The organism is Paeniglutamicibacter sp. NPDC012692 (genome assembly GCF_042901625.1).
GTDB lineage: Bacteria > Actinomycetota > Actinomycetes > Actinomycetales > Micrococcaceae > Paeniglutamicibacter.
In genome coordinates this window covers 495017-519594 of record NZ_JBIBDE010000002.1, presented here as the reverse complement: position 1 = coordinate 519594, position 24578 = coordinate 495017, and the positions used below count along the sequence as shown (strand labels likewise).

Below are 24578 nucleotides of genomic sequence, written 5' to 3'. Positions count from 1 at the left end.
TCCTTGCTTCGAAATTGCATGTCTTGAAATCAGCTGGCTGCGGGGCGGGAACGGACGGTTCGCTGCTCGATGTCCTTGACCTTGTCGATGGCCTGGACAACGCGCTGCACGTAGACGCCCGGGGTGATGACGTGGTTGGGGTCGATGCCGCCAAGGGGGACGATGACCTCAGCCTCCGCGATGGTGACCTTCCCGGCCGTGGCGACGACGGGATTGAAGTTCCGCGCGGTGTGCCGATAGACCAGGTTCCCGTCGGTGTCCGAGGTGTGGGCGTGAACCAAGGCCAGGTCTGCGACGATGCCGCGTTCGCGCACATAGAGTTCGCCGTCGAACTCCTCGACAGGCTTGCCCTCGGCGACCAGGGTGCCCACGCCCGTCTTGGTATAGAAGGCGGGGATGCCTGCGCCGCCGGCGCGGAGCCGTTCGGCGAGCGTTCCCTGCGGGACGAACTCGACCTCGAGGTCCCCGGACAGGTATTCCTCGGCGAAGCGCTTGTTTTCGCCCACGTAGGAGGCCAGCACCTTGCGAACCTGGCCGGAATCGATGAGCACACCGAGGCCCTTGCCGTCGACGCCCATGTTGTTGGAGACGATGGTCAGGTCCCGGACCCCGGAGTCGCGGACCGCGTTGATCAGGTCGACAGGGATGCCGCTGAGCCCGAAGCCCCCGACTGCGATGGTGATGCCGTCGGCCAGGACATCCGCCATGGCCTCGGCTGCACTGGTGCGTATTTTTCCCTGGGGCGTCGATTGCATGTGCACTACCTCGCGGTTTTCTCGCTGGGCCGTTGGCGGCGGCTGAACAGAGTTCGTATGGCCTGTCACTTGGCCACTTGCTTGTACGCTATGGCGTTGGCACGCGCACTGCAAGCCCCCTCGGGGACAACGGCGGCGAGTCCCTTGCCGTGAAGCGAGTCGGCATCTGGACGAGGGTACGAAAAAGCGCCGGGCCGCTCTCCGAAGAGAAACAAGCCCGGCGCCATCGGTTTTACTTCAGGCGTCCGCGGTTACGGCTGCGACACCGTTGCATCGGCGGCACGCAAGGCGCGACGCTTCAGCTGCTCGTATTCCTCGGCCGTGATGGTGCCCGCGTCCAAGAGCGACTTGGCCTTGGCGATCTCGTCGCTGGGGCTCACCTGGGCCACTGTGCGGATGTAGTCCTCGGCCGCGCGGGTGGATTCCTCGATGTTCTTCCGGCTGCGTTCTGCCATGCCCTTGCCGCGAACGATCAGGTAAACGAGGGCGGTCGGGAGTGAGATGAAGATCAAGGCGACGAACCAAAGTGCTTTCCACCCGCCGCTCAGCTCACGGTCCCGGAACAGGTCCGTGATGATGCTGAAGAGCGCGATCAAGTACGCGATGAAAATGAAAGCGGAAATGAAGTACCAAATGATGTTCCAAAACGATGACCAAAATTCCATGGGGGGTCCCTCCTTGGGGCCAGGTCGGCCCTTGTGGGACCGCCTAAGACCGGATCGCTTGCATGCCACCTGTTGATGACATTTACATTCTTAGTGCGCAGTTTTAGTTTTACCAGCGTTTGAGTGCAATACAGTGCAAGCCACGGTTATGGGGTTATTCGGGCCGAGGGGTGCAGGACCCGGTGGGCTCCGGACCGGATCACCTGCCCGAGGCCCGGGAGATGACCATCCGCGCATGGCGCAGCAGCGGCTCGTCGACCATCTGGCCCTCGAAGGCGAAGACGCCGCGGTTCCGGGCGGCTGCGTCCAGCATCCTTTCGGCGCGCTCCACCTGTGCGGGAGTGGGGGCAAAACCCTGGCGGATGACGGGCATCTGTCCGGGGTGGATCGAGGCCTTGGCGCCGAAGCCGGAGGCCTGTGCGTCCAGCGACTCGGCCAGCAGCCCCGCATGGTCAGCAATGTCCAGGTACACCGAGTCGATGGCGGCCTTGCCGTGCGCCCCGGCGGCGAGCAGTACCTGCGAGCGGGCATGGAGTGCTACATCCCGGTAGGCGCCCGAGTCCTGACGCGAGGACGAGCCGCCCAGCGAGGCGATCAGGTCCTCGGCGCCCCACATCAGGGCCACGACATTGGGCGCAGCGGCGATCCGCGCGGCGTTGAGCACCCCGAGGGCGGTCTCGCACAGGGCCACGACCGAGTAGTCCCCCAGCGCGGCGGCATCCGCGGCGGATTCCGTCTTGGCCAGCATGACCGTGCGGTATTCCGTGGAGCCAAGCGCCGCCAGGTCCGCCGCGAAGTCGGGAGTGCCGACGGGATTGACCCGCACGATGGTGCGTTCCGGATCCTGGGGGTGCTCGATGAGTGCCGCCCGTGCCGCAGCGCGGTTCCCGGGGGCCACCGCATCCTCTAGGTCGATGATCACGGCGTCCGCGCGTTCGAGCGCCTTGGCATAGCGGTCGGGCCGGTCCGCGGGGCAGAACAGGATGGCCGGTCCCATGGCGAAGGGGGTCATGAAGGCATCCTCGCTTCTTCCGGGTTGTTGGAGTTGCTGGATCCGTTGAGCGACTCCGGGGAGTCAGGTCCACCATCGTTGTTGGTGACGGTGGCGACGACCTGATGGGCCTTGACCAGGTCGCCCACGCGTAGGTGCCCGATCCGCACGGTGCCGTCACCGGGGGAGCGCATGGGGTGTTCCATCTTCATGGCCTCGATGGTCACCAGGACGTCGCCCTCCCGCACCTGTTGCCCGTCGACGACGCCCACGGCGATGACGGTGCCGGGCATGGGCGACTTTACATCGGGTGACTTGTCACCCTGTTTGACCTGCAGGGCGGACAACGTCCTGTCCAGCTCCTCTTCGCGGCCGATCACCCGCAGGCACGACACCCAGCCGTCCCGGCTGAGCCACAGCGTGGAGTCTTCCCCGAAGGCCGCGGCCACGCGCTGCCGGATCCCGTCGATCGCAAAGTCGTCGTTGCCCAGCGGCGTGAACTCGAAGGACTCGTCCCCGACAGTGAAGGTGCGGCCGGACTGCCCCGGAGTGGAGTGGAGCACCCGCAGTTCCCCGTCGACCTCGAGTACGCTCCGGGTGGGAGCGGGGCCGCCCAGCCGCCACGAATCCCGCGCCCGCCAGGTCCCGCCCGTGCCGGGGTTCCGGTTCAGGGCCAGCCCGGCGGCGAGCACCAGCTCCGAATCATTGACCGCGTGGAACGCCATGCCGGGCATCTTGCGCTCGATCAGCGTGGTGTCCAGGTGTCCCGCACGGACGTCGGGGTCGTTGAGCAACAGCCGCAGGTACTCGATGTTGGTCAGCACACCCAGGACAACCGTCCGGGCCAGCGCACCATCCAGCCGTCCCAGGGCCTCGCCCCGGTCCGGAGCCCAGGCGATGACCTTGGCCAGCATGGGGTCGTAGTGCGGGGAGACCGCATATCCCTCAAGCAGGCAGGAATCCACCCGCACGTGCTCGCCCGCGGGTTCCTCCACCCGCAGCAGGGTGCCGGTCGAAGGCATGAAGTCGCGGGCCGGGTCCTCCGCATACACGCGTGCCTCGATCGCGTGGCCCTGAAGCGTGACGTCCTCCTGGGTGAAGCCCAGCGGCTGGCCCGCGGCGATCCGCACCTGCGCCTCGACCAGGTCGATCCGCCCGCCGCGGATGCGCACGACCTCCTCGGTGACCGGGTGCTCCACCTGCAGCCGGGTGTTCATCTCCATGAAGAAGAACTCGCCCGGGGCCTCGTCGGAGACCAGGAACTCGACGGTCCCGGCGCCCACGTAGTTCACCGATTCCGCCGCGGCCACCGCAGCGGCACCGATCTCGGCGCGGATGCGCTCGCCGTCCGCCTGGTGTTCCAGCAGCGGGGAGGGGGCCTCCTCGATGACCTTCTGGTGCCGGCGCTGCAGGGAGCATTCGCGCTCGCCGAGGTGCACGGTGTTGCCGTGGGTGTCGGCGAGGATCTGCACCTCGATGTGCCGCGGCGCGCGCACCAGCCGTTCCAGGAAAAGCGTGTCGTCCCCGAAGGAGCTCAGCGCCGTGCGCCGGGCGCTGGTCAGGGCCGCCGGCAGCTCGTCGGGGGAGTCCACCACCACCATGCCCTTGCCGCCGCCCCCGGCGGAGGGCTTGATCAGCACCGGGAACCCGATCTCCGCGGCTGCGTCGATGAGTTCCTCGTCGCTGAGCTCCGGTTCGGCGATGCCCGGGGTGACCGGGACGTCGTGGGCGGAGACGTGGTTCTTGGATCGGATCTTGTCGCCCATGAGCAGCAGCGCGTCGATGCCCGGGCCGATGAACACGATGCCCGCGTTCTTCAGCGCCCGCGCAAACTCGATGTTCTCGGAAAGGAAGCCGTAGCCGGGGTGCACGGCCTGGGCTCCGCTGCGCCGGCAGGCCTCGATGACGGCCTCGGTGTCAAGGTAGCTTTCGGCGGCCGGGGACGCCCCCACCCGGACGGCGACGTCTGCCTCCCGCACGTGCAGGGCGCCGGCGTCGGCATCCGAGTAGATGGCGACGGACCTGATGCCCATGCGCTTGAGCGTGCGGATCACGCGGACGGCGATCTCCCCGCGGTTGGCCACCAACACGGTGTCAAACAGTGAAGCGTCAAAGGGCGAGGCGTCCAAGGGCGCCGTGCCAGAGGGATTCGTGGTCATGTTCTTGGCGATCATGGTGCGTCACATCCTGAAGAGGCCGAAGGAGGTTTCCGGCAGCGGCCGGGTGGCGCAGACATCCAGCGCCAGACCCAGGACCCGCCGGGTGTCCAGCGGGTCGATGACCCCGTCGTCCCAGAGCCGGGCGGTGGAGTAGTAGGGGTTCCCCTGGCTCTCGTATTGCTGCTTGAGCGGCTCCTTGAAGGCGGCCTCGTCCTCGGCGCTCCACGTGGAACCCGCAGCCTCGAGCTGGTCCCGCTTGACCGTGGCCAGCACCGAGGACGCCTGGGCCCCGCCCATCACGGAGATCCGCGCGGCCGGCCACATCCACAGGAAGCGCGGCGAGTAGGCGCGTCCGCACATCGAGTAGTTGCCGGCCCCGAAGGACCCGCCGATGATGACCGTCAGCTTGGGGACGCGGGCGGTGGCCACCGCGGTGACCATCTTGGCGCCGTGCTTGGCGATGCCGCCGGCCTCGTAGTCGCGGCCCACCATGAAGCCGGAGAGGTTCTGCAGGAACACCAGCGGAATGCCGCGCTGGTCGCAGAGCTCGATGAAGTGCGCGCCCTTGAGCGCGGACTCGGAGAACAGCACGCCGTTGTTGGCGACGATGCCCACGCGGTGCCCGTGGATGCGCGCAAACCCGGTGACCAGCGTGGTGCCGTAGCTTGCCTTGAACTCGTGGAACCCGCTGCCGTCGACGATCCGCGCGATGACCTCGCGGACGTCGTAGGAGGCGTTCACGTCGGTGGGCACCACGCCGTAGATCTCGTCCGGGTCCTCGACCGGCGGGGCGACCTCCGGGATGACGTCCCAGACCGGTTCGGGGGTGGGCGGCAGGGTCTGGATGATGTCTCGGACAATGCGGATCGCGTGTGCGTCGTTCTCCGCCAGATGGTCGACGACCCCCGAGACGCTGGCGTGCAGTTCGCCGCCGCCGAGTTCCTCGGCCGTGACGATCTCTCCGATGGCGGCCTTCACCAGCGGCGGGCCGCCCAGGAAGATGGTGCCCTGGTTGCGGACGATCACCGTCTCGTCGCTCATCGCTGGGACGTAGGCGCCGCCCGCCGTGCAGGACCCGAGTACCGCGGCGATCTGCGGGATCTTGCGCGCGGACAGGTTGGCCTGGTTGTAGAAGATGCGCCCGAAGTGATCGCGGTCCGGGAACACCTCGTCCTGCATCGGCAGGAACGCGCCGCCCGAGTCGACGAGGTAGACGCAGGGCAGCGCGTTCTCGAGCGCGATTTCCTGGGCGCGCAGGTGCTTCTTGACCGTCATGGGGAAATAGGTGCCGCCCTTGACCGTGGGGTCGTTGCACACGACCATCACGTACCTGCCGTGGACCATGCCGATTCCGGTGATCATCCCGGCCCCGGGGGAGTCTCCTCCGTACATGTCCTCCGCGGCCAGCGGAGCAACCTCGAGGAACGGCGAACCCTCGTCCAGAAGGGCGTCGACGCGGTCGCGGGGCAGCAGCTTGCCGCGGTCCACGTGGCGTTGCCGCGACTTCTCGGAACCGCCCTGTGCCGCAGTGGCCAGCCGCTGACGCAGCTCGGAAACCAAGTCCTCCTGCTCGGATGCGTTCTTGAGGAAGCCGGGATCCGCGGTGTCGATGCTGCTGGTCAGTCGTTGCACATTTCCTCTTTTCTGGCGAGCGTTGGGGAAGATCAGGCGGGAAGGCTCGTGGAGTTCGGGGTTGGTTCGCTGGCAAGCAGTGCCGGCTGGCGAATGTAGCCGGCTCCGTCGAGCAGCGCGCGGTCGGCGGACAGGATCTTGCAGGCCATGTTGACGAAGTTGTGCTGGACCTCGGTGAGGGTGAGGCGGCCGTCCGGGCGGTACCAGTGGGCGACGCCTGTCCCCATCTCCATCAACGCGAGCCGCGCCATGGTGGCGTCGTCGGAGGAGAAGTCGCCGACCCGCAGTCCTCGTTCGACAACTTGGGCGAACAACGATTCGTACTCGTCGCGCCGGCTCTGCATTGCGTGGCAATTTTCGGGTCCCAGCGCGCGCATTTCATACTCAACAACGCGTGAGGTGAGCGGGTTGGTGGCGGTGAAACCAACATGCGCGGCAACAAGAGCGGCCAGCTGGATGGTGGGTTCTGCGCTAGTGCGCAGGGCTGCGGAACCGGACTCAATCATGGCTTCCAAACAGGAGCGCATGATGCTGACCAGGAGGTCTTCCTTGCTGCCCGTGTAGTGGTAAATCGTGGCGGAGTTGATGCCTGCCGCGGCGCCCAACTCGCGGATCCCCGTTGCCGCGAACCCGCGCGAGGCAAAGAGCAGCACCGCGGCCCGCTGCACCTTGCCTAGATCCATGGAACGTTCCCTCTGTTGGAGGTCTGACACGCTTCCCAATCGATCGATTGGGCATCTGCTGTCAGTCAAGTCCAAGAGTGCGGAAGTTGTCAATCATTTGATTGACTCGCATGAGAATTCGGGTATGAGCGTGTGGGACAGCATCGCCGCTCGCATGATGCCCTCAAGAGTTGTCGGTGTGATGGGTGGTTAGGTTCCGTCGCGCCATGGCTCAAGATGAACAGCAGTGCTGATCCCGCCACCAAATGAATTTCTTTTTGCCGGCTGCGATGTCTGGGTGATGCCATTGCTGACACTCGCGCACAACCGGGATGGCACACAGATCCCTAATCCAACTCCGATTTTCTCCACTCCGAAAGCGGATTGTTCTCGAAACTATCGGGAAACTAGTCAGACTTCGGGGCAATCAGCTCTTGGATTCCAGAAATGTGCTCTCTCATGGCATTTTCTGCCAGGGCTGGCTGGCCAGCGCGTAGTGCATCGACAATTTGCCAGTGTCCGTGGAGTGACGCTTCTTTCCGCTTGCCGCCCTGAAACCCCAGACGGCGGGAGGCCCCGGCCCAGTCTCCGACGATTCGGATGAGGTCCGACAACAATGGATTGCGGGCGATGTCGGAAAGGGCCACATGGAAGGTCTGGTCCAACTCAAGCAACTTCATGGAGCTTGTTTCTTTCTCCGACTCCGCCAGTATCTGCTCCAACTTGCGGATGTCGGCAGCGGTTGCCTTGGTTGCAGCCAAACGGGCCACCGCAGGTTCAATGGTCAATCGCATTTCCATGACTTGCGAGAAATCCTGCTGTGCTGCCGTAAAAGCCTCACTGAGCTGCTCGAACTGAGACTCGGTCGGCGCCTCCAACACTATGGTTCCGCGTCCGGGGCGACGGCTAAGCAGCCCCTTGATCTCCAGCTCCAAGAGGGCTTCCCGCAATGTTGCACGCGATACGCCGAGCGTGGCTGCGAGTTCTCGTTCCGGCGGGATCTTTTCACCTTGCGGGAGTTCCCCACGCACGATCATCAATTCGAGTTCGGCGGCCAAGTTCCCACCGAGAGAGTTCCATTTTTGGTTGATTGATGACCAATTGACCATGTTGCGTTCCTTCCTCGAATGTTGACCTTGCTAAGTACAGTGTACGCATGGCATATTGGTCAGACCAGCAGACCAGTATGGTCTGCGTCACCAAAGGAGAGTGTTGGCATGCAGACGAAAACCAGTCCCGATCAACTTGGGCAGCCTCAAGGGTCTCGGTTGCGAAGAATTGTCAACGTCGCTGGTCCCGGGCTGATTGTAGCCGCGGCCGGGGTTGGCGCAGGCGACCTGATTGCATCGCTAAACTCCGGCGCCAGCTATGGCTTGGCACTTGCTTGGGCCGTGGTTGTCGGCTGTTTCATTAAGTTCATAGTCACCGAGTGCATCGGCCGCTGGTCGCTGGCGACCGGGATTAGCCCCTTGCGGGGCTTCCATAAGCTGAACAAGGCATTCACCACTTACTTTGGGATCTACTCGGTCATTCTGGGATTCTTCTACGGTGCTGCCATTGCGGGAGCGCTGGGTCTGACGATCAACGCCATGTTCCCGAGCGTCGACGTGAAGCTGGGCGCGGTTGTCGCTGTTCTCCTCGGCATGGCGATCTTGTGGATCGGCAAGTATGCATCCTTTGAGAAGATCATGGCGTTCTTCGTTGCCGTCATGTTTATCTCCATTGTCGGCGCTGCGGTACTGACACGCCCCGACATTGGCATCCTGGCGGGAGGGCTGACTCCCAGGGTTCCCGATGGAGGAACCTTCTATGTCCTGGGCATCATGGGTGGCGTAGGCATGTCCATTGGACTCCTGTCGTACGGATACTGGCTGCGGGACCGCGGCTGGACGGGCCCGGGATGGATTGGTTCCATGCGATTGGACCTGATTATCGGGTACGGCATGACCTTCATCTTCATGCTTGCGATGATGATCGTCGGAGCGGCTTTCCTGCAAAATGGCGGCACTGGGGTCAGCGGACTGTCAGATTTAAAGCAGCTTGCGGAGCCGTTTGGCGAACAGTTCGGTGAGCCGGCAAAGTGGCTGTTGCTTATCGGAATGTTCTCGGCCGTCTTCAGCTCATTGATCGGTGGATACAACGCACTGGCAAATGTCTTCAACGACATCGTCAACATTTTCCGAGGCACGACCCATGAGCGCGATGAAAACGCGGCTCGCTCGATTCCGTTCCGTGCCTACATCGTGTGGATGTGCATCCCTCCGCTGTCGATGCTGTTCCTGGACAAGCCCGTGACGCTCGTGCTCATTTATGCCGCGATGGGTGCGTTGCTTATGCCCGTGCTGATCGGTGGATTGCTTTGGTTGATGAACTCCAAGGGCTTGGACAAGAAACACCGCAACGGTATCGCCATGAACACATCATTGGTTCTCGGGCTCGTTATGTTCGTCGCCTTGGCGGCAAACGAGCTGTCTTCACTCTAGTTTTATTGAATTTGTATGTTATTTCTTCGAAAAGGTGTTACTAAGTGAACTTCACTACTCGCCCTGAACTAGCCGGTACCTTTGGCATGGTGTCGTCGACCCATTGGTTGGCGTCGCAAGTAGGCATGGGAATACTTGAGCGCGGCGGAAATGCGTTCGATGCTGCAACTGCTTCTGGATTTGCCCTTCAAGTAGTTGAACCGCATCAGAACGGCCCCGGCGGAGATCTCCCGCTGATCTTTGCCAAGGCAGGTGAGCTCAAGCCTGTCGTGCTTTGCGCTCAAGGGCCGGCTCCTGCCGGAGCCACCCTCGAGGCCTTTGCGGAGCTGGACATCGACATGGTGCCCGGGACGGGGCTTCTGGCAGCCGCGATACCGGGCGCCACACTGGGGTGGCTGACATTCCTGAAAGACCACGGAACATTCAGCCTCAAAGAGGTATTGGACGCCGCGATCGGATACGCGAAAAACGGATACCCGGCGACTTCCAAGGTCGTGGAGTACATTGGACGCATGGCGCCGCTTTTCACGACGCATTGGGGCCCATCGGCCGAGGTATACCTGCCGAACGGAGAGGTTCCTACCGTTGGGCAGCTTCTAACCAATCCCGCGCTGGCGCAGACCTACCAGCGGTTGGTAGATGTTGAATCCGAGGCGCTTGGCAGCGGTGCCACGCGAGATGCGGCTCTTGAAGCCGTGATCGATGAATGGACTTGCGGATTCGTAGCAGAGGCCATCGACGGGTTTGCAAAGACTTCGTGGAGGGACTCGACGGGAGAAGACCACCGAGGTTTCATCACCAAGGACGACATCGGGAAATGGCGACCACACTACGAGGCCCCGGTTACCGCCGAATTCGGCGGTGTCACGGTCTGCAAGGTCGGCTTCTGGAGCCAGGGTCCCGTTTTCCTGCAGCAGTTGTCATTGCTGGAGGGTCTGGATGTTGTTCCCGGCACGGCCGACGGGATTCACAAGATCCTGGAAGCAACGAAGCTTGCCTTTGCGGACAGGGACGCCTGGTACGGGGACGTTCCAGACGTTCCCGCTGCGGCGCTCCTTTCTGCGAACTATGCCGACGCGCGTCGAGCACTCATCGGCGAAAACGCATCCCACGAAATTCGCCCGGGCTCGCCCGATGGCCGGGAGCCGCGGATGCCTCGTCTCGAGACGAAAGCCGACTTCGATCCAACCGGCCTGAGCGGCGTGGGTGAACCGAACGCAGTGGCCGCCGCCTTGGATTCCGGTCCGAAGGCAAACGGCGAGGCACGTACGGATACCGTCCATGTTGACGTGGTCGACCGGTGGGGAAACATGGTTTCGGCCATGCCCAGCGGGGGATGGCTGCATTCGTCTCCGGTGATTCCGGAACTCGGGTTCCCACTGGGAACCAGGTTGCAAATGGCCTGGCTCGAAGAAGACCTCCCCAACGTATTGGCCCCAGGCAAGCGACCTCGAACGACGCTTTCCCCGACGCTGATTCTCAAGGACGGGGAACCGACCATGGCCTTCGGGTCTCCGGGCGGAGACCAACAAGACCAATGGCAACTTCACTTCTTGCTGAACTATCTCCTGGGCGGGATGAACCTCCAAGAAGCCATCGATGCTCCGGCGTTCCACAGCACTCATTTCCCCAGTTCGTTCTTCCCGCATGAACACCAGCTAGGCGTGGTGCTCATCGAAGAGCGGATTGGTGAGTCGGTCATTGAAGAGCTTGAGTCGCGTGGCCATATTGTCGGGAAAGCCGGCAGCTGGGAGATCGGACGCATGTGCGCAGTGTCGCGAGACCCCAAGACCGGCGTGCTCAAGGCAGCTGCCAATGCTCGGGGCATGCAGGGATATGCGGTCGGACGATGACTTCAATTGTTGGTGAGGAAACGAAAACAGCCCCTTCGAATCGACTCCGAAAGAGTCGCCCACGCTTATCTGAAGCAAAGCTACTCACCTGGCTGATGCTGGCCATGACGTTCTCGACCGGAATTATCGATGCCGTTGGCTACCTGGGACTAGACCGAGTGTTTACCGGCAACATGACCGGAAACGTCGTGATTCTGGGAATGGCATTGTCCGGGACCACGGACTTGCCCGTGGTTGGTCCTGCCATGGCGCTGGTTCTCTATTTCTTGGGCGCTGTTGTTGGCGGCCGGTTGCTGCGGGGGCACCGTGAAGGATGGACCTCAGCAACAACGACCATTTTCGGCTTGGTGTCGGCGATGCTGCTGGCGTGCGCCATCTTCACGATGGTGGTCCCACTGGGAGCAATCCCGCATTCGGCCGTTGCCTTGGCGGCCGTTCTCGGGTTCGTCATGGGCGCCCAAGCCGCTGCCGCCCGGCAGGTCAAAATCGCCGATGTCACAACGGTCGTGGTGACCTCAACGATCACCGGCCTGGCCGCAGACTCTTGGTTTGGCGCCAGACTAAAACAAGATTGGTTGAAGCGCCTGATGGCCGTTCTGCTGATCTTGCTGGGAGCCTTGTGCGGAGCCGTCCTGCTTCCGCATGGAATGTGGATTCCCATCTTGGCGGCTGCCTGCTTGTCGATCGTCGTGACCTTTATTGGCGAGAAGCGACGAAGAGCTGAACTGAAACTGGCCACCTGAACCTGTTTCTTGGATGCTTGACCTAGCTGATACGCGAGAAAGAACGCTGTAGGAATCAGTTCCGGGCGCCACCGGCGCTGGGGTCAGGAGCAGCAATTATTGCAGCGCCATGACGCCTTGTTCAGTGTTGAATTGCAGCCCTTCTTCGGCATCTCAATGAGATCCCGAAGAAGGGCTGCATTGTTTCCATGGCCGCGGTGGGCCAAGAACCTCGGCAGGTTGATCTTTTCCGAGTCAGCAGTGCTCGGCGTAGTCTCGGTGGCCGCCGCGCACGACCGTGAATTCACTCGCGAGATGAGCGATCAGTGGTGTTCGAGGACGGCAGTGCGCCGAAAGGGTCAGAGCAACTGCCCGCCACGCTTGCGGGCCTGGATCACCATGGTGGTTTGCATGTTGGTCATCGACTTGCTCCACGAAGCATCGGCCAGGAATTGGTAGAGCTGGGCCGGATTGGCCACGGTCACGTCCACCACCAGCTGGCAGTCCCCGGCGACGGCCGCGGCGTAACGAACCTCGGGGCGCTTGGCCAGTGCTGCGCCAAGGGCCTCGACGTTGTTCGGTGCGGTGTGAATCCACAGCAGCGCCTCGGTGCGCAGGCCAAGTGCCTCGGGCTCAACCAGGGTGCGGATGGCCAGATGCGAGTTTCTGATCAGCCAGTCGATGCGGCGGGATACCGTCGATTCGGAGAGCCTGACCTGCCGGGCGATTGCCTCTACGCTCGCCCGGCCATCGCGCTGCAGGGCCTGGGCAATCAACTCGTCGTTTTCCGTCAGGCGCAAGCTCTGTTCGCGCACGCCCTGCTGCCGGGTGTCATCCTTGGTCAGCTCGGTGCCCATCGCTAATTCCTCCGCGGCGGTGAGAACACCAACCCGCCAGCCCCGGATGGTGCGGAAGTACTTGAGCACCGGATAGGTGGCGCAGGACGTCAACCCGGGGGTGGATGGAAGCTGCAGGTTGAGGATCTCATTGAGCGCATTTCCCTCATAGACAACCTCCGCCACCACATCACCCACACCGGTGACCAGATAGCTGAAACTGGTGTCCGGGCGTTGGGCCATGGATTCGCAGGCGAGGCGTGCCGTGCCAGGGTTGCAGGTCAGGCGCATGATGACGGCCGACTCCCGGGTCCGGATGGCGGCCACCGTGATGATCCTGGCAGCCAGCAATTCGGCTCCCTGCCGCGCCACCGTGCGCTCATGCTCGTCCAGGACCTGCGCGATCTTGCGCCACGTGGCGCGGCCATCGACCTGCAGCGCGCCGATGATGCGCCGTTGCAACGTACTCAGCCCGTCTTGGGCCATGAAGCACCACCTATCCGTACCGCAGACGCTCTGGTTGATGATCAGCCGATCGCTGCGTACTTGGCGATTCTGGCTGGCACCAGCGTATCCAACCTGGAGCCGGCGAGTTCTTCCAGCGCCACTTCGAGCGCGCCGGCGATCCCTCTGATGAACTCGCGCGGTTGCCGCTCGCTGTTCGAGGGTTCGGGAACCAACACGTCAACAATGCCGCGCCTCCGCAGCGAGTAAGCGTCAACGGCCTGGGCGTGGGCCAATTCCGCGGCCCGGTCCGTGGTGCGATGCACAATGGCGCTGGCCCCTTCCGGTGGTAGGGGACTGAGCCACGCGCGTGAGGCGGCAATCGTTCGATCCGCCGGGATCAACGCCAGGGCGCCGCCGCCGGTGCCCTGGCCCAGGAGGATCGAGACGGTGGGGGTGCGCAGCCCGATCAGCCCGGCAATGGATCGGGCGATTTCCGCGGCCATGCCACCCTCCTCGGCCTGCCTGGAAAGTGCCGCGCCCTCCGTGTCGATGACGCTGACCAGCGGGATGCCCAGCGATTCGGCCAGTGCCATGCCGCGTTGGGCCTCGCGAAGAAACGCGGGCCCCAGCGGTTCGGTGTCTCCGGCGGCCCGGTCCTGACCCACAAAAACGCAGGCCGAGGTCCCGAACCGGGCCAGCGCCAGGTAGGTGCGTGCATCGCGTTGGCCGCCTCCGGTGCCCGAGAGCTGGAGGACATCCGCTGCCCCGTACTTGATGAGGTGCCGCACCGTGGGCCGGCGCGGGTGGCGGGTCGCCATGATGGAGGCCCACACCTCGTCGCGGCTCAGCACGCGGTCCTCCGGTTCGGCAGTCGGTGGCGCGGCGTCCGCGGACTCCGCCGGGGTGCGTGACTCGCTTCCGTGGCCCAGGATTTCCAGCGCGCGGGTGAGGACCCCGGCGAGCTCCTCGACGGGAACCACCGCGTCGATCAACCCCAGGCGGTGCAAGTTCTCCGCGACCTGCACTCCCGCAGGGAAAGGTTCGCCATAGATGGCCTCGTAGACTCGGGGACCCAAAAATCCCAGCAACGCCCCGGGTTCCGCCACGGTGATGTGCCCCAGCGACCCCCAGGAGGCCATGACACCTCCGGTGGTGGGGTGGCGCAGGTACACCAGGTAGGGCTGCCTGGTGGTGCGATGGGCCCGGATGGCTGCGGCGATCTTTACCATGCCCACAAAGGCAGGGGTTCCTTCCTGCATGCGGGTGCCGCCGGAGGCGGGGCTGGCGAGCACCGGGAGCCGTTCGGCCGTGGCCCGTTCAAAGGCCCGCACCAGGCGGTCGGCGGCAAAGCGCCCGATGGAACCACCCAGGAAGGAGAACTCGTTGACAATGATGGCCACCCGCCGCCCGTTGATGCTGCCCTCGCCGGTGATGACCGATTCGTCTACACCGCTGCGTTCGGCCGCGGCCAACAACTCTGCCTGGTACCCGGGTTCCTGGTCGCTGTAGTCGGCGGAGGTATCCCACGATCGGAAGGACCCGGGGTCAAGAACCGTATCCATCAATTCGCGGGCGCTGCGGCGAATCCGCTCTGTCTGGGCGAGGGCGGGCATTACTTGCCCACCAGCCAGGACCGGATGGAATCGCCATGCTGGTTCAGCAAGGGAGGTGCCTGGTGATCGGTGTTGGTGTGTTCGGTGCCGTTGGGGGCGAAGAAGCGCAGGGGCGCCCCGGGCAGGGTGATCGAACCCAGCAGCGGGTGCTTCACATCGATCAACAGACCCTGGGAGGCCACCTGGTCCCAGGCATAGACCTCGTCCAGGGTGCGCACGATGCCCGCGGGTACCCCGGCATCCTGCAGCTTGGCCAGCAGGTCCCGGGTGGAAAATTCGCCGAACTTCCCCTCGATGATCTCAACGAGTTCGGCACGGCGCCGCACGCGCTCGGAGTTCTCGCCGAAGCCCTCCAGCTTTTCCAAGCCGAAGGCCGCCGCGAACGCCTGCCACAGCTTGGCGCTTCCCACGGAGATCTGCACAAAACCGTCCTTGCTGCGGAACAGGCCGTAGGGCGCGATCGAGGGGTGGTGGTTTCCCTGCGCCGCGGGGACTTCCCCGGCGACGGTGCTGCGGGTGCCCTGGAAGGCGTGCACCCCGATGACCGCGGCCAGCAGCGAGGTGCGGACCACCTGCCCGGTGCCGGTCAGTTCGCGTTCGCGCAGGGCGGCCAGCACGCCGTAGGCGCCGTACATGCCGGAGAGCAGGTCGGCAATGGGGACGCCCACCCGCTGCGGATCCTCGGGGGAGGACCCCGTCAACGACATCAGCCCCGCCTCGCCCTGGAGGATCTGGTCGTAGCCGCTGCGCTGGGATTCGGGTCCGTCGTGGCCGAACCCGCTGATGGACAGCACCACCAGGCGCGGGTTGATGGAACTCATGGTCTCGGTGTCGAAGCCCAGCCGGTCCAGCACGCCCGGGCGGAAGTTCTCGATCAGCACGTCCGCATTGGCAATCAGCGCCCGCAGGGTTTCCGCGCCGTCCGGGCTCTTCAAATCCAGGCTGATTGATTCCTTGTTGCGGTTGCAGGAGAGGAAGTAGGTCGACTGGCTCTCGTCCTCCGGGCCCACGAAGGGCGGGCCCCAGGACCGGGTGTCGTCGCCGGCGACGGCGTTCTCCACCTTGATGACCCGTGCGCCGAGGTCCCCGAGCATCATGCCCGCGTGCGGTCCGGCCAGCGCGCGGCTGAGATCCACGACGGTGATCCCGCGCAGCGGCCCCTTGGCCGTGGCCGGTATCTCCATCGCCGGGGACGGGGCGGGGGTGGTTGCGGTGGTGCTCATCGGATCTCCTGCGGGCTCTGGGTGGCGGTGACCAGGGACGGTGCCTGTTCGGCGTACCGGGTGCGCTGCTCGAAGTCCCGGGCGAAGGCCAGCAGGGAGGCGTCCTGGTAGTGGTTGGCGGCCATTTGCAACCCGACCGGCAGGCCGCTGCCGGTGAACCCAGCTGGCATCGAGAGCACCGGCAGCGAGGTGGCCGAAAGCAGGCAGGCCGAGCGCATCCAGTCCAGGTACGTGGTGGCAGGCACCCCGGCGATCTGCTCCGGGTAGCGCCACGAGGCATCGAAGGGCAGCACCTGGGTGGCCGGGCTTAGGAACAGGTCGTAGCGGGCAAAGAAGGCCTGGGTGGCGACTTCCAGGCGGGTGCGTGCGGCGGTGGTGTCGATCAGGTCCTGGGCGCTTAGCGCCCAACCCTTCTCGACGTTCCAGATCACTTCCGGTTTGATCAGCTCGCGCTGGGTCCGGACCAGCTCGCCGAGTCCGGTGGCGAAGTCGTAGGCGCGGGTGTTGTCGAAGACCAGGTCGGCATCGCGCAGGTCGATCGAGGCCTCTTCCACATGGGCGCCGGCGTCCTCGAAGTGGGCGATCTGGGCATCCAGCACGGCGAGGATTTCCGGTTCCACGGGTACACCGAGCCCGAAGTCCCTGCTGTAGCCGATCCGGATGCCGCGCAGCGCGTTCTCCGGGAGGTTCTCGAAGTCCTGCCCGGCGAGCGTGTTGGGGGTGGCCACCCGGGGGCTGTCCCCGGCGGTGGCGCTCATGAACAGCGCGATGTCATCGACGCTGCGGGCCATCGGGCCGCCGCGGGCCAGCCAGGCCCACGAGTTGGTGGCGGCGGGCATGGGGATCACGCCGTAGGAGGGGCGGAACCCCGCCACGTTGCAGAAGGCTGCCGGGATGCGCAGCGAACCGCCCATGTCCGACCCGTCGCCGAGGGGCTGGATGTGCGAGGCGATGGCGGCAGCGACTCCCCCCGAGGAGCCGCCGGCGCTCAGCGCGGTGTCGTATGGGTTGGTGGTGGTGCCGAAGACCTCGTTGAAGGTGTGGGAGCCGGCCCCGAATTCGGGGACGTTGGTCTTGCCGGTGCGGATGACCCCGGCGGCGCTGAGCCGCCCGATCAGCAGGTCGTCGGTGTCCGGCACGTGGTTGCGCAGGGTCAGCGAGCCCTGCGTGCTGCGCAGCCCGGCGGTGTTGTAGGTGTCCTTGTGGGTCATCGGCAGCCCGTGCAGCGCCCCTGTGGCGGTGCCGCGCGCGGTGGCCTCGTCGGCCGCCGCGGCGAGGGATTCGGCACGTTCGAAGTCGGTGGTGACGACCGCATTGATGGAGTCGTTGACCCGCTGGATCTGGTCGATGTGGCTCTGCAGCGCTTCGCGGGCCGAGAGTTCGCGTCGCTGGATTGACTCGGTCATCTCCCGGGCCCCCATGTTCTGGATGCCGTCCATGATTCACGTCCTTTGGTGGTTGCTCGGTCAGGCGCCGAGGGGTGCTGGTGATCACAGTGTGTCGATTTCCACCACGCGCTGGGAAGTGTGGACGAAAGATTTGGCCCAAATGGGGGATATCGACAAATTCCTGACGAATTCCACCATTGGTTGCCAAGCGTGCGGGCGGGGTGGAGCGTAGGTGAAAAGAGACGCGGCTCACACCAGTGGGGCAGCGCCCCCGAACCCCGAGGAGTTCTCCCATGACACACATCAGCCCGTCCATGGCCAACCCCGCATCAACGGACATCTGGGCGGTGGCGAATTCACCGTTCCTCTGGATCTGCGCACTCGGCGTCTTTGCCGTGATCTTCGTGCAGACCTTCCTCTACATCAAGGCCGCCCGGCGGGCGGCCCCGCACATCGACATGCCGGTGCAGGAACTGAAGGAGTCCTTCCGGGCCGGCGCCGTGGCCTCGATCGGTCCCTCGCTGGCAGTGGTCCTGGTGGCCATCGCGTTGCTGGCGCTCTTCGGCACCCCCGCGGTGCTGGTGCGCATCGGGCTGATCGGCTCGGCCTCCACGGAAACCGCCTCTGCGTCTCTGGCCGCCACCTCCATGGGATCGATGCTCGGCGGGCCGGAATACACGCAACAGGTCTTCGCCGTCGCCTTCATGGCGATGTCGCTTTCCGGCGGCATGTGGATGCTCTCGACGCTGATCCTCACCCCGATCCTCAAGCGCGGCGGCAAGAAGCTCGCCAAGACCAATCCGGCGATCATGGCGCTCATCCCTTCGGCCGCCCTGCTCGGGGCCTTCTCGATGTTGGCCATCGCCGAGCTCCCGAAATCAAACGTCCACGCCATCACGCTGCTCATCTCCGCGGCCACCATGGCACTGTGCCTCTTTGTTGCCAAGAAGCTGGAGCTGAGGTGGCTCAAGGAATGGGCCCTGGGCTTTGCGATCATCGTTGCGATCGTCGCCGCCTACCTCACGCACACGGCCTAACTCGAAGCGCACCCCGAGAAAGAAAGCGAAAACGATGACTACTACAGTGACCTCCCACGCCGACGCCTCCATGGCCCGCTTCGAGTCCGAAACAACCCGCTACGGCTCGCTCACCATGCTCGCCGGGCTGATCTTCTCCCTCCTCGGCCCCATCTATCTGGTCTTCTTCTCGGGCCTGGAAATCACCGCATCCATGATCTGGATTTCGTTCGTGGCGGTGGCCGCGACGTTCGGAATCTTCTGGTTCGTCGAACCGCTGACCTACTTCCCGATCCTCGGTTCGGCCGCCATGTACCAGGCCTTCATGATCGGGAACATTTCCAACAAGCTGCTGCCCGCGGCCATCGTCGCCCAGTCCAGCATCAACGCCAAGCCCGGAACCCGGCGCGGTGACCTGGCGGCCGTCATGGCCATCGGTGGCGCAGCCACCGTGCACCTGACCAGCCTGCTGGTCTTTGTGGGGCTGCTGGGAACCTGGCTGGTCTCCCTCGTGCCCGCCGAGGTCATCGAGGTGGCTCGCCTCTACATCCTCCCCTCGCTGATGGGGGCCGTCCTGGTCCAGGCCATCGTGAGCATGCGCCGACTGCGCTCCACCGTCATTGCCGTGGCACTCGCGCTGCTGTTCCAGTTCATCATCATCCCCGCCGCTCCCAAGGTGGCATTGTTCTCCACGGCTCTCGTGGTGGTCCTCTCGATCGTCCTGTCCTGGGTCCTCCGGGATCGCAAGGAAGTCCACACCGCGGCCGAGGTCGACTGACCGCCACCAACACGCCTCAGCAGCGTCGCCGCAATGACGATGCAGACCAAGACCCCACACGACAGGAAGGCAGCACCCCATGACGACCCAATCACCCGCCCTCACCGGCTTGGACACCGACTGGCTGAACGAGACCTATCTGCATTTGCACCGTAATCCCGAACTCTCCATGCAGGAGCACGCCACCGCGGCATTCATCGAAGGGCAGCTAAACGCCCTGGGCATCGAGAACTTCCGGTGCGGCGGAACCGGTGTCGTGGGCATCATGCGCAACGGCGAAGGACCCACGATCGCCTTCCGGGCCGACACCGACGGGCTACCCATCAAGGAAGGCACCGGTGCCGACTACGCATCGCAGGCCACGGGGCGCCTGCCCGACGGCACCGAAGTGCCGGTGATGCACGGCTGCGGCCACGACACCCACGTGGCCGTGCTATTGGCCGCCGCACGCGTGCTGTGGGAAAACAGGCAGGGCTGGGCAGGAACGCTAGTGCTGCTCTTCCAGCCGGGGGAGGAGACCGGTGCGGGGGCCAGGGCCATGGTCGCCGACGGGCTCTGGGACCGTGCACCGCGGCCCGAGGTGGTGCTGGGCCAACACGTGTTCCCCTACGCCGCCGGAACCGTGCACATCTCCTCGGGCACCGCGATGGCTCTGGCCGACGCGCTGAAGGTGACCCTCCACGGGCGCCAGTCCCACGGCTCGCAGCCGCAGGACTCCGTGGACCCGATCGTCCTCGGCGCGCACATCATCACCCGGCTGCAGGGCATCGTGTCCCGCGAACTCGCACCGACCACGCCCGCGGTGGTCACCGCGGGAACGTTCCATGCCGGCCTGAAGGAAAACATCATTCCCGACCGCGCCGAGTTCACGCTGAACATCCGGACATTGACCCCAGAGGTGCGTGCCACGGTGCTTGACGCCGTCACCCGGATCGTCAACGCCGAAGCCCATGCCTCCCGCGCCCCGCAGCCGGATATCGAGCACATCTACGACTTCCCGCGTTGTTACAACGACCCGGAACACACGCGCTCGGTGGTTGCCGCGCTGCGAGCCGAGCTGGGTGAGGGGCAAGTCGTGCTGGCACCGCCGGTCATGGGTAGCGAGGATGTCGGCTGGCTGGGCGACTCGATCGGTGTCCCAACGGTGTACTGGTTCTTCGGCGGGTTCCCCGCAGAGGAGAAGAACCCGCCCGTGAACCATTCGCCGTACTTCCTGCCCGTCATGGAACCCACGCTCACCAGTGGCGTGAGAGCCGCGCTGGCGGCAATTTCAAAGTACCTCGCTTAGGACTTTTCGGGTGCGGGTCTCCTGTGAAGGGACCCGCACCCTTGGCCTATTGCCCCGGCGCAATCGCATGGCAGTCCAAGTCCCGTCGGGTACATCTCGTTCCCGGTTGCAGCGAGAGAACTCCGGGAGCAAGATGGCTAAAAATTGCGATTCACGTCGGAGTTGGGTACTGTTTGTGGTCGAGTTGCGCTTCTAATTCATGCCTTTGGCAAGCAGTCGAATCATGAATTCATCGCAATTTTTGGGATATGGTGTAATTGGCAACACAACGGTTTCTGGTACCGTCATTCTAGGTTCGAGTCCTGGTATCCCAGCTCTTTTTATGAGCGTATTAGTCATGATGATTTTGTTGAAGAATCTTCCTAAGAACAATTACGTCTATTCCTGCGCGGATGATACGGGCCGTGACTCACTATCAATCCAAAAGCCAGCGGCTTAGGTATTGAACCTTCCGGCAGCACCCGCTCCGAGATCCATCTTTCGAGTTGGGCGCCGAAACCGGAATTGATTTACCAGCCCCTATTGAATGGGGCAGCATGTAGTTTCGAACGGGAATCCCTGTCTGCTGGCCTGGGTACAGTGAACGGAAAATGCCAAGAACTGACCTTCTTTGCCGGAGCAAAGGAGGGTCGCTGGCTGGCGGCGAATGCCTATTGATACGGGTTCATCCTCCGGTACCCCAAAGGCTCGCAAAAAGGTCACCGGAGGCAATTTCGAGCCCTGGCACTATCGGCATGTAGGGACTTCGGTGGCCAAAACCATGAAGGACAAGAAGAATTCCAAGCTGGAGCAGTTCAGCAGGAGGACGTGGACGACGTCCTGCGCGCGGAGTGTTGTAGCCCTGCCTTCGAGTCCTTGCTGGATCCCAGAAGCGTCGAGGGACCCTGCGGAATGCCCGCCGGGTCCCTAACGCGCTGCTGTCATGCCGGCTATCGTAAGCCGACGCGAACAGCGAGTTGATCGCGTCCACTCCCCCAAGAAGGGACGCGATATCGAGTGGCCGGGGTCTCGAAAGTGACAGCATGATGGAGCGCGGCCGTACCAAGAGGAATGGTTTCGTCCTCTCCGCTCCGTATGTATAGAGAGCCATCGTCAGGTTTCGTGACGGCAAAACTCCACTCGAATTTCCTCCATCGGCAAATCCATCGAAATCATCCGAACCGGGGATGGGAGGAGCAGGCGTGGAATCTTTGGTGCTTGTCTCTAAAAGTGGAACGCAATTCTCCTCTCGAGAAGTCATTGCCTGTTGCGTCATACTTAGAGCTGTCTCTGCTCCTTGCCATGTGAGCGAGACTTTTCGCGAACGCGAAGGGCAAGCTAGGGGGATAGCATGAAAACGCTCAACGACTCGGATGAAGCGTCGGCAGGGCTTGACGATGCGAGTCTCATCGCCAAGGTTCGCATCGGGGATGCCCAGGCGCAAGAGATTCTCTATGCCCGGCACTACAGCGCGGCACTGGCGACCGCATACCGCCATTCGAACACTGTTTCCGAGGTTGAGGACTTGGTGGCCGAGGGCTTTGAGAAAGTCTTTGCGATCCTCGGTTCCGGAGGAGGCCCTGATGTCTTCTTTCGCGCCTATCTCTGCAGGGCAGTCTCAAACCTCGCTTTCGCATACAACGCCCATGAGAAACGACAGTCCCTGACTGACGAGTTCGAAGTTTTTGATCAAATGCACGAATATGCTGATCCCGTCATGAGCCAGTTTGAATCCGGCGTCGTTGCGGATGCATTCCGTTCCTTGCCCGAACGGTGGCAAGCGGTTCTCTGGTACCTCGAGGTCGATGAGATGAAGCCGGCGGACGTGGCTCCACTGCTTGGCTTGGCCCCCAACGGCGTTTCCGCGTTGGGTGTGCGTGCCCGTGAAGGTCTTCGGCAGGCCTACCTGCAGTGCCATATTCGCAATGGTTCCGAGAAGGCGTGCACGTTTGCCTCGTCGCACTTGGGTGCCTATATCCGCGGCAGGCTCTCGTCGCGTGGCGAAGCAAAAGTCGAGCATCACCTTTCAGGGTGTTCCGATTGCACGGCGGCGCTGCTTCAGCTTGATGAGGTCAACTCTTCCATGCGGGGCATCGTTGCACCGCTCTTCCTGGGTGGAATCACCGCGCTGGGGATTCCGGCAGCAGCCACGTCGGGCACGATCCCGGCGGTCGTCGCCGCATATTCCGGTGGGCTCGCGTCGGGACTGGGCGGCGCCAAGGCGGCGACAGTCCTGGGCAAGGCCAGTGGATCCGCTGCTGCAGTTCCCTCGGCCGTGTTGGCAGGGGGCACCGCGATCACACTCACTGTCGTGGCCACCATCGCAGTCGCCGCCGTCACCATCGCCGGCAATGCATCGCACGACATTGGCGTGTTGCCTGAGAATGCCGTCGAGAGCCCGTTCGGGTCCCCTGGCATTGCGGGCCAACCTGGGGCGCCGGACAGTGGCGGAACTGCCCTGACAGATGCGCGATCGGGCACGCCAGAGGTGGACGGAGGGACTGAATCAAGTCGGCCCGTGAAGTTACATGGTTCCTTGGAATCCCCGGTTTCTGGCGGGGTCAAGCCATGGACGGTGGATGTGAATCGCCTGCCGGGGGCAGTTCCGCAGATTTCTCAGGAACAAGATCCGATGCCGCCGCCGGATGAAGATCTTCGGATGCCTGAACCTAAACCCACAGCCACGGTTCCAGTGCCGACCGTGCCGTCGGGGGAGACGGAATCGCCGGAGGCAACCGCGCCGCCAGAGGAGACTGTTCCGCCCGTGGAGAGCGCACCGCCCGTGGAATCTGGTACGCCGGAGGAGTCGGAGCCGCCGCTCGAATCTGTTCCGCCGGTGGAGTCCGAGCCGCCGGTGGGGTCCGATCCGCCGGGGGAGACCACACCGCCGGAAAGCACCGGGCCATCGAGGCCACCCGGGTGGGAGTGGTGCTGGGTCATATTGGCGATTGGTGGTCCTGATGCCCAACACCTGTATGAAAAGTGTTTGGCGGAATTTGCACGTCCCTAGCCAACGAGAAGCAGCCAGCTTGCCTTGAGGCTGCAATACGCCGTGCCCGCCAGCTGCAAGCTTCCAAGCGGTGACCATGTGACGGTAGGTGGTTGAGCGGCAACGGCCGACGTGGCGCTTCACTGCAAACCTGTGGCGGGGCCAGCGAATAATCGGCGAGGCGGGGTGAGAACGTCGCTCGGGGTCTTCTCCCGACGGGATTCACAAATAAACATCAGATGATGTTTATTTGTGTTACTGTGGATTCATGATCAAGGCATTCGCAACCGTCCCGGCAGGATTCACCGTATTCTCCGACGCAACGGACATGACGTTCCCGGCGGGGGAGCGGCACCTCAAGACCCCCTCGAACAGCGCACAGTCCCCGTCGCACGTGCTGGTCTCGGGTGCGGATGCCAACGATTTCGTCTCCGCGGCGATGTGGATCGACCACGCACACCTGGGCGGCCACGAAGTCACCGCCCAGGTGCCCTACCTCCCCGGTGCGCGCCAGGACCGCGGCACCCCGTTCGGCGCGAAGGTCTACGCAAACCTGATCAACGCCATGGGCGCCGACCGCGTGGTCTGCTTCGACCCGCACTCGCCCGTGATGCCGGCGCTGGTGGAGAACCTCACCGTGATCCACTCGGAGGCCGTCATCGCGGCAAGCCTTCCGGCCCACGAGCGCGGATACGTCGGGGTAATCGCCCCCGACGCGGGCGCCGTCGAACGGGCCCGCCGTGCAGCCGACGCCCTGGGATTGCCGCTGTACCGGGCCACCAAGGTGCGGGACTTCGAGACCGGCAAGCTTTCCTCGTTCCAGTGCGAGGAGCTCCCGGAAACCGGCAGGCTTCTGGTCGTCGATGACATCTGCGACGGGGGCGGGACGTTCATGGGGCTGGCCCAGGCAACCGGCCTGCCGAAGCAGCGCCTCGACCTGTGGGTGAGCCACGGGGTGTTCTCGGGGCGCGCTGCCCAACTCACGCAGGCCTTTGGTCGGATCTTCACCACCGACTCGCACCCCGGCCACCGAAACCCGGACGTCGCAGCCACCGTCATTCCCCTGGCCGCATTCCTCGCCCCCACCAACTAACACCGC

General features: G+C 63.9%; 19 protein-coding genes and 1 tRNA gene. 9 read left to right on the top strand and 11 right to left on the bottom strand.

All coding sequences use genetic code 11. From position 1 onward, the window contains the following. Positions 1–29: 29 nt before the first annotated feature. From ACFY5D_RS10480 to ACFY5D_RS10450, 7 genes are all read right to left on the bottom strand, one after another. Positions 30–755 carry a CoA transferase subunit A gene (locus ACFY5D_RS10480; protein WP_387528854.1) on the bottom strand — a complete coding sequence of 242 codons (726 nt, stop codon included), beginning with the start codon at positions 753–755 and terminating at the stop codon, positions 30–32. A gap of 251 nt (positions 756–1006) precedes the next feature. Continuing rightward, entirely contained in the window at positions 1007–1420 is a 414-nt protein-coding gene (locus ACFY5D_RS10475; RefSeq protein WP_387528851.1) for an SHOCT domain-containing protein, read from the bottom strand. 199 nt (positions 1421–1619) lie between these two features. Continuing rightward, positions 1620–2432 (bottom strand): HpcH/HpaI aldolase/citrate lyase family protein, encoded by an 813-nt coding sequence (locus ACFY5D_RS10470; RefSeq protein ID WP_387528848.1) that lies wholly within the window; start codon positions 2430–2432, stop codon positions 1620–1622. After that, a complete protein-coding gene (locus tag ACFY5D_RS10465; protein WP_387529786.1) occupies positions 2429–4570 on the bottom strand; it encodes an acetyl/propionyl/methylcrotonyl-CoA carboxylase subunit alpha in 2142 nt (713 codons plus the stop codon). The genes ACFY5D_RS10470 and ACFY5D_RS10465 overlap by 4 nt, the downstream gene beginning before the upstream one ends. 21 nt (positions 4571–4591) lie before the next feature. Beyond that, on the bottom strand, positions 4592–6193 hold the full coding sequence (locus ACFY5D_RS10460) for a carboxyl transferase domain-containing protein (RefSeq protein ID WP_387529783.1): 1602 nt from the start codon (positions 6191–6193) through the stop codon (positions 4592–4594). A gap of 41 nt (positions 6194–6234) precedes the next feature. Next, the gene (locus ACFY5D_RS10455; RefSeq protein ID WP_387528846.1) at positions 6235–6885 is read right to left on the bottom strand and encodes a TetR/AcrR family transcriptional regulator; all 651 of its coding nucleotides are present in this window, start codon (positions 6883–6885) and stop codon (positions 6235–6237) included. 386 nt (positions 6886–7271) lie between these two features. After that, entirely contained in the window at positions 7272–7973 is a 702-nt protein-coding gene (locus ACFY5D_RS10450; protein WP_387528843.1) for a FadR/GntR family transcriptional regulator, read from the bottom strand. A 108-nt stretch (positions 7974–8081) separates the two neighbouring features. Here ACFY5D_RS10450 and ACFY5D_RS10445 point away from each other — a divergent pair, with 108 nt between their 5' ends. The 3 genes from ACFY5D_RS10445 to ACFY5D_RS10435 all read left to right on the top strand — a co-directional run bounded on the left by ACFY5D_RS10445 (position 8082) and on the right by ACFY5D_RS10435 (position 11943). Continuing rightward, positions 8082–9347 (top strand): Nramp family divalent metal transporter, encoded by a 1266-nt coding sequence (locus tag ACFY5D_RS10445; RefSeq protein ID WP_387528840.1) that lies wholly within the window; start codon positions 8082–8084, stop codon positions 9345–9347. A gap of 86 nt (positions 9348–9433) precedes the next feature. Then, on the top strand, positions 9434–11200 hold the full coding sequence (locus ACFY5D_RS10440) for a gamma-glutamyltransferase family protein (protein WP_387529780.1): 1767 nt from the start codon (positions 9434–9436) through the stop codon (positions 11198–11200). Then, on the top strand, positions 11197–11943 hold the full coding sequence (locus ACFY5D_RS10435; protein ID WP_387528837.1) for a YoaK family protein: 747 nt from the start codon (positions 11197–11199) through the stop codon (positions 11941–11943). Before ACFY5D_RS10440 ends, ACFY5D_RS10435 begins: the two co-directional genes overlap by 4 nt. 338 nt (positions 11944–12281) lie before the next feature. Here ACFY5D_RS10435 and ACFY5D_RS10430 read toward each other — a convergent pair whose 3' ends face one another. The 4 genes from ACFY5D_RS10430 to ACFY5D_RS10415 are packed head-to-tail and all read right to left on the bottom strand — an operon-like array spanning position 12282 to position 17483. Beyond that, entirely contained in the window at positions 12282–13244 is a 963-nt protein-coding gene (locus ACFY5D_RS10430; RefSeq protein WP_387528835.1) for an Lrp/AsnC family transcriptional regulator, read from the bottom strand. A 41-nt stretch (positions 13245–13285) separates the two neighbouring features. Continuing rightward, positions 13286–14818 (bottom strand): carboxyl transferase domain-containing protein, encoded by a 1533-nt coding sequence (locus ACFY5D_RS10425; RefSeq protein WP_387528832.1) that lies wholly within the window; start codon positions 14816–14818, stop codon positions 13286–13288. Beyond that, a complete protein-coding gene (locus ACFY5D_RS10420; RefSeq protein WP_387528829.1) occupies positions 14818–16041 on the bottom strand; it encodes a CaiB/BaiF CoA transferase family protein in 1224 nt (407 codons plus the stop codon). The genes ACFY5D_RS10425 and ACFY5D_RS10420 overlap by 1 nt, the downstream gene beginning before the upstream one ends. Then, the gene (locus ACFY5D_RS10415; RefSeq protein ID WP_387529777.1) at positions 16038–17483 is read right to left on the bottom strand and encodes an amidase; all 1446 of its coding nucleotides are present in this window, start codon (positions 17481–17483) and stop codon (positions 16038–16040) included. The genes ACFY5D_RS10420 and ACFY5D_RS10415 overlap by 4 nt, the downstream gene beginning before the upstream one ends. Positions 17484–17722: 239 nt before the next feature. On the opposite strand from ACFY5D_RS10415, the gene ACFY5D_RS10410 reads away from it, so the two are divergent. From ACFY5D_RS10410 to ACFY5D_RS10385, 6 genes are all read left to right on the top strand, one after another. Beyond that, positions 17723–18466 carry a DUF5058 family protein gene (locus ACFY5D_RS10410; RefSeq protein WP_387528826.1) on the top strand — a complete coding sequence of 248 codons (744 nt, stop codon included), beginning with the start codon at positions 17723–17725 and terminating at the stop codon, positions 18464–18466. 34 nt (positions 18467–18500) lie between these two features. Then, entirely contained in the window at positions 18501–19223 is a 723-nt protein-coding gene (locus ACFY5D_RS10405) for a hypothetical protein (protein ID WP_387528823.1), read from the top strand. A 79-nt stretch (positions 19224–19302) separates the two neighbouring features. Next, the gene (locus ACFY5D_RS10400) at positions 19303–20511 is read left to right on the top strand and encodes an amidohydrolase (protein WP_387528821.1); all 1209 of its coding nucleotides are present in this window, start codon (positions 19303–19305) and stop codon (positions 20509–20511) included. Between the two features lie 242 nt (positions 20512–20753). Continuing rightward, positions 20754–20825: transfer RNA gene (locus tag ACFY5D_RS10395), tRNA-Gln, on the top strand. A gap of 1016 nt (positions 20826–21841) precedes the next feature. Continuing rightward, complete coding sequence (locus tag ACFY5D_RS10390) at positions 21842–23500, top strand: sigma-70 family RNA polymerase sigma factor (protein ID WP_387528818.1); 1659 nt, start codon at positions 21842–21844, stop codon at positions 23498–23500. A 247-nt stretch (positions 23501–23747) separates the two neighbouring features. Further along, entirely contained in the window at positions 23748–24572 is an 825-nt protein-coding gene (locus ACFY5D_RS10385) for a phosphoribosyltransferase family protein (protein WP_387528815.1), read from the top strand. The last annotated feature ends 6 nt before the right edge of the window (positions 24573–24578 follow it).

What these genes read in the sequence shown, in the direction of transcription:
- ACFY5D_RS10400 (WP_387528821.1), top strand. Translation starts at nt 19,303, where the DNA reads ATGACGACCCAATCACCCGCCCTCACCGGCTTGGACACCGACTGGCTG.
- ACFY5D_RS10420 (WP_387528829.1), bottom strand. Translation starts at nt 16,041, where the DNA reads ATGAGCACCACCGCAACCACCCCCGCCCCGTCCCCGGCGATGGAGATA.
- ACFY5D_RS10440 (WP_387529780.1), top strand. Translation starts at nt 9,434, where the DNA reads ATGGTGTCGTCGACCCATTGGTTGGCGTCGCAAGTAGGCATGGGAATA.
- ACFY5D_RS10435 (WP_387528837.1), top strand. Translation starts at nt 11,197, where the DNA reads ATGACTTCAATTGTTGGTGAGGAAACGAAAACAGCCCCTTCGAATCGA.
- ACFY5D_RS10445 (WP_387528840.1), top strand. Translation starts at nt 8,082, where the DNA reads ATGCAGACGAAAACCAGTCCCGATCAACTTGGGCAGCCTCAAGGGTCT.
- ACFY5D_RS10410 (WP_387528826.1), top strand. Translation starts at nt 17,723, where the DNA reads ATGACACACATCAGCCCGTCCATGGCCAACCCCGCATCAACGGACATC.
- ACFY5D_RS10480 (WP_387528854.1), bottom strand. Translation starts at nt 755, where the DNA reads ATGCAATCGACGCCCCAGGGAAAAATACGCACCAGTGCAGCCGAGGCC.
- ACFY5D_RS10475 (WP_387528851.1), bottom strand. Translation starts at nt 1,420, where the DNA reads ATGGAATTTTGGTCATCGTTTTGGAACATCATTTGGTACTTCATTTCC.
- ACFY5D_RS10450 (WP_387528843.1), bottom strand. Translation starts at nt 7,973, where the DNA reads ATGGTCAATTGGTCATCAATCAACCAAAAATGGAACTCTCTCGGTGGG.
- ACFY5D_RS10455 (WP_387528846.1), bottom strand. Translation starts at nt 6,885, where the DNA reads ATGGATCTAGGCAAGGTGCAGCGGGCCGCGGTGCTGCTCTTTGCCTCG.
- ACFY5D_RS10405 (WP_387528823.1), top strand. Translation starts at nt 18,501, where the DNA reads ATGACTACTACAGTGACCTCCCACGCCGACGCCTCCATGGCCCGCTTC.
- ACFY5D_RS10390 (WP_387528818.1), top strand. Translation starts at nt 21,842, where the DNA reads ATGAAAACGCTCAACGACTCGGATGAAGCGTCGGCAGGGCTTGACGAT.
- ACFY5D_RS10425 (WP_387528832.1), bottom strand. Translation starts at nt 14,818, where the DNA reads ATGCCCGCCCTCGCCCAGACAGAGCGGATTCGCCGCAGCGCCCGCGAA.
- ACFY5D_RS10470 (WP_387528848.1), bottom strand. Translation starts at nt 2,432, where the DNA reads ATGACCCCCTTCGCCATGGGACCGGCCATCCTGTTCTGCCCCGCGGAC.
- ACFY5D_RS10385 (WP_387528815.1), top strand. Translation starts at nt 23,748, where the DNA reads ATGATCAAGGCATTCGCAACCGTCCCGGCAGGATTCACCGTATTCTCC.
- ACFY5D_RS10430 (WP_387528835.1), bottom strand. Translation starts at nt 13,244, where the DNA reads ATGGCCCAAGACGGGCTGAGTACGTTGCAACGGCGCATCATCGGCGCG.
- ACFY5D_RS10465 (WP_387529786.1), bottom strand. Translation starts at nt 4,570, where the DNA reads ATGACCACGAATCCCTCTGGCACGGCGCCCTTGGACGCCTCGCCCTTT.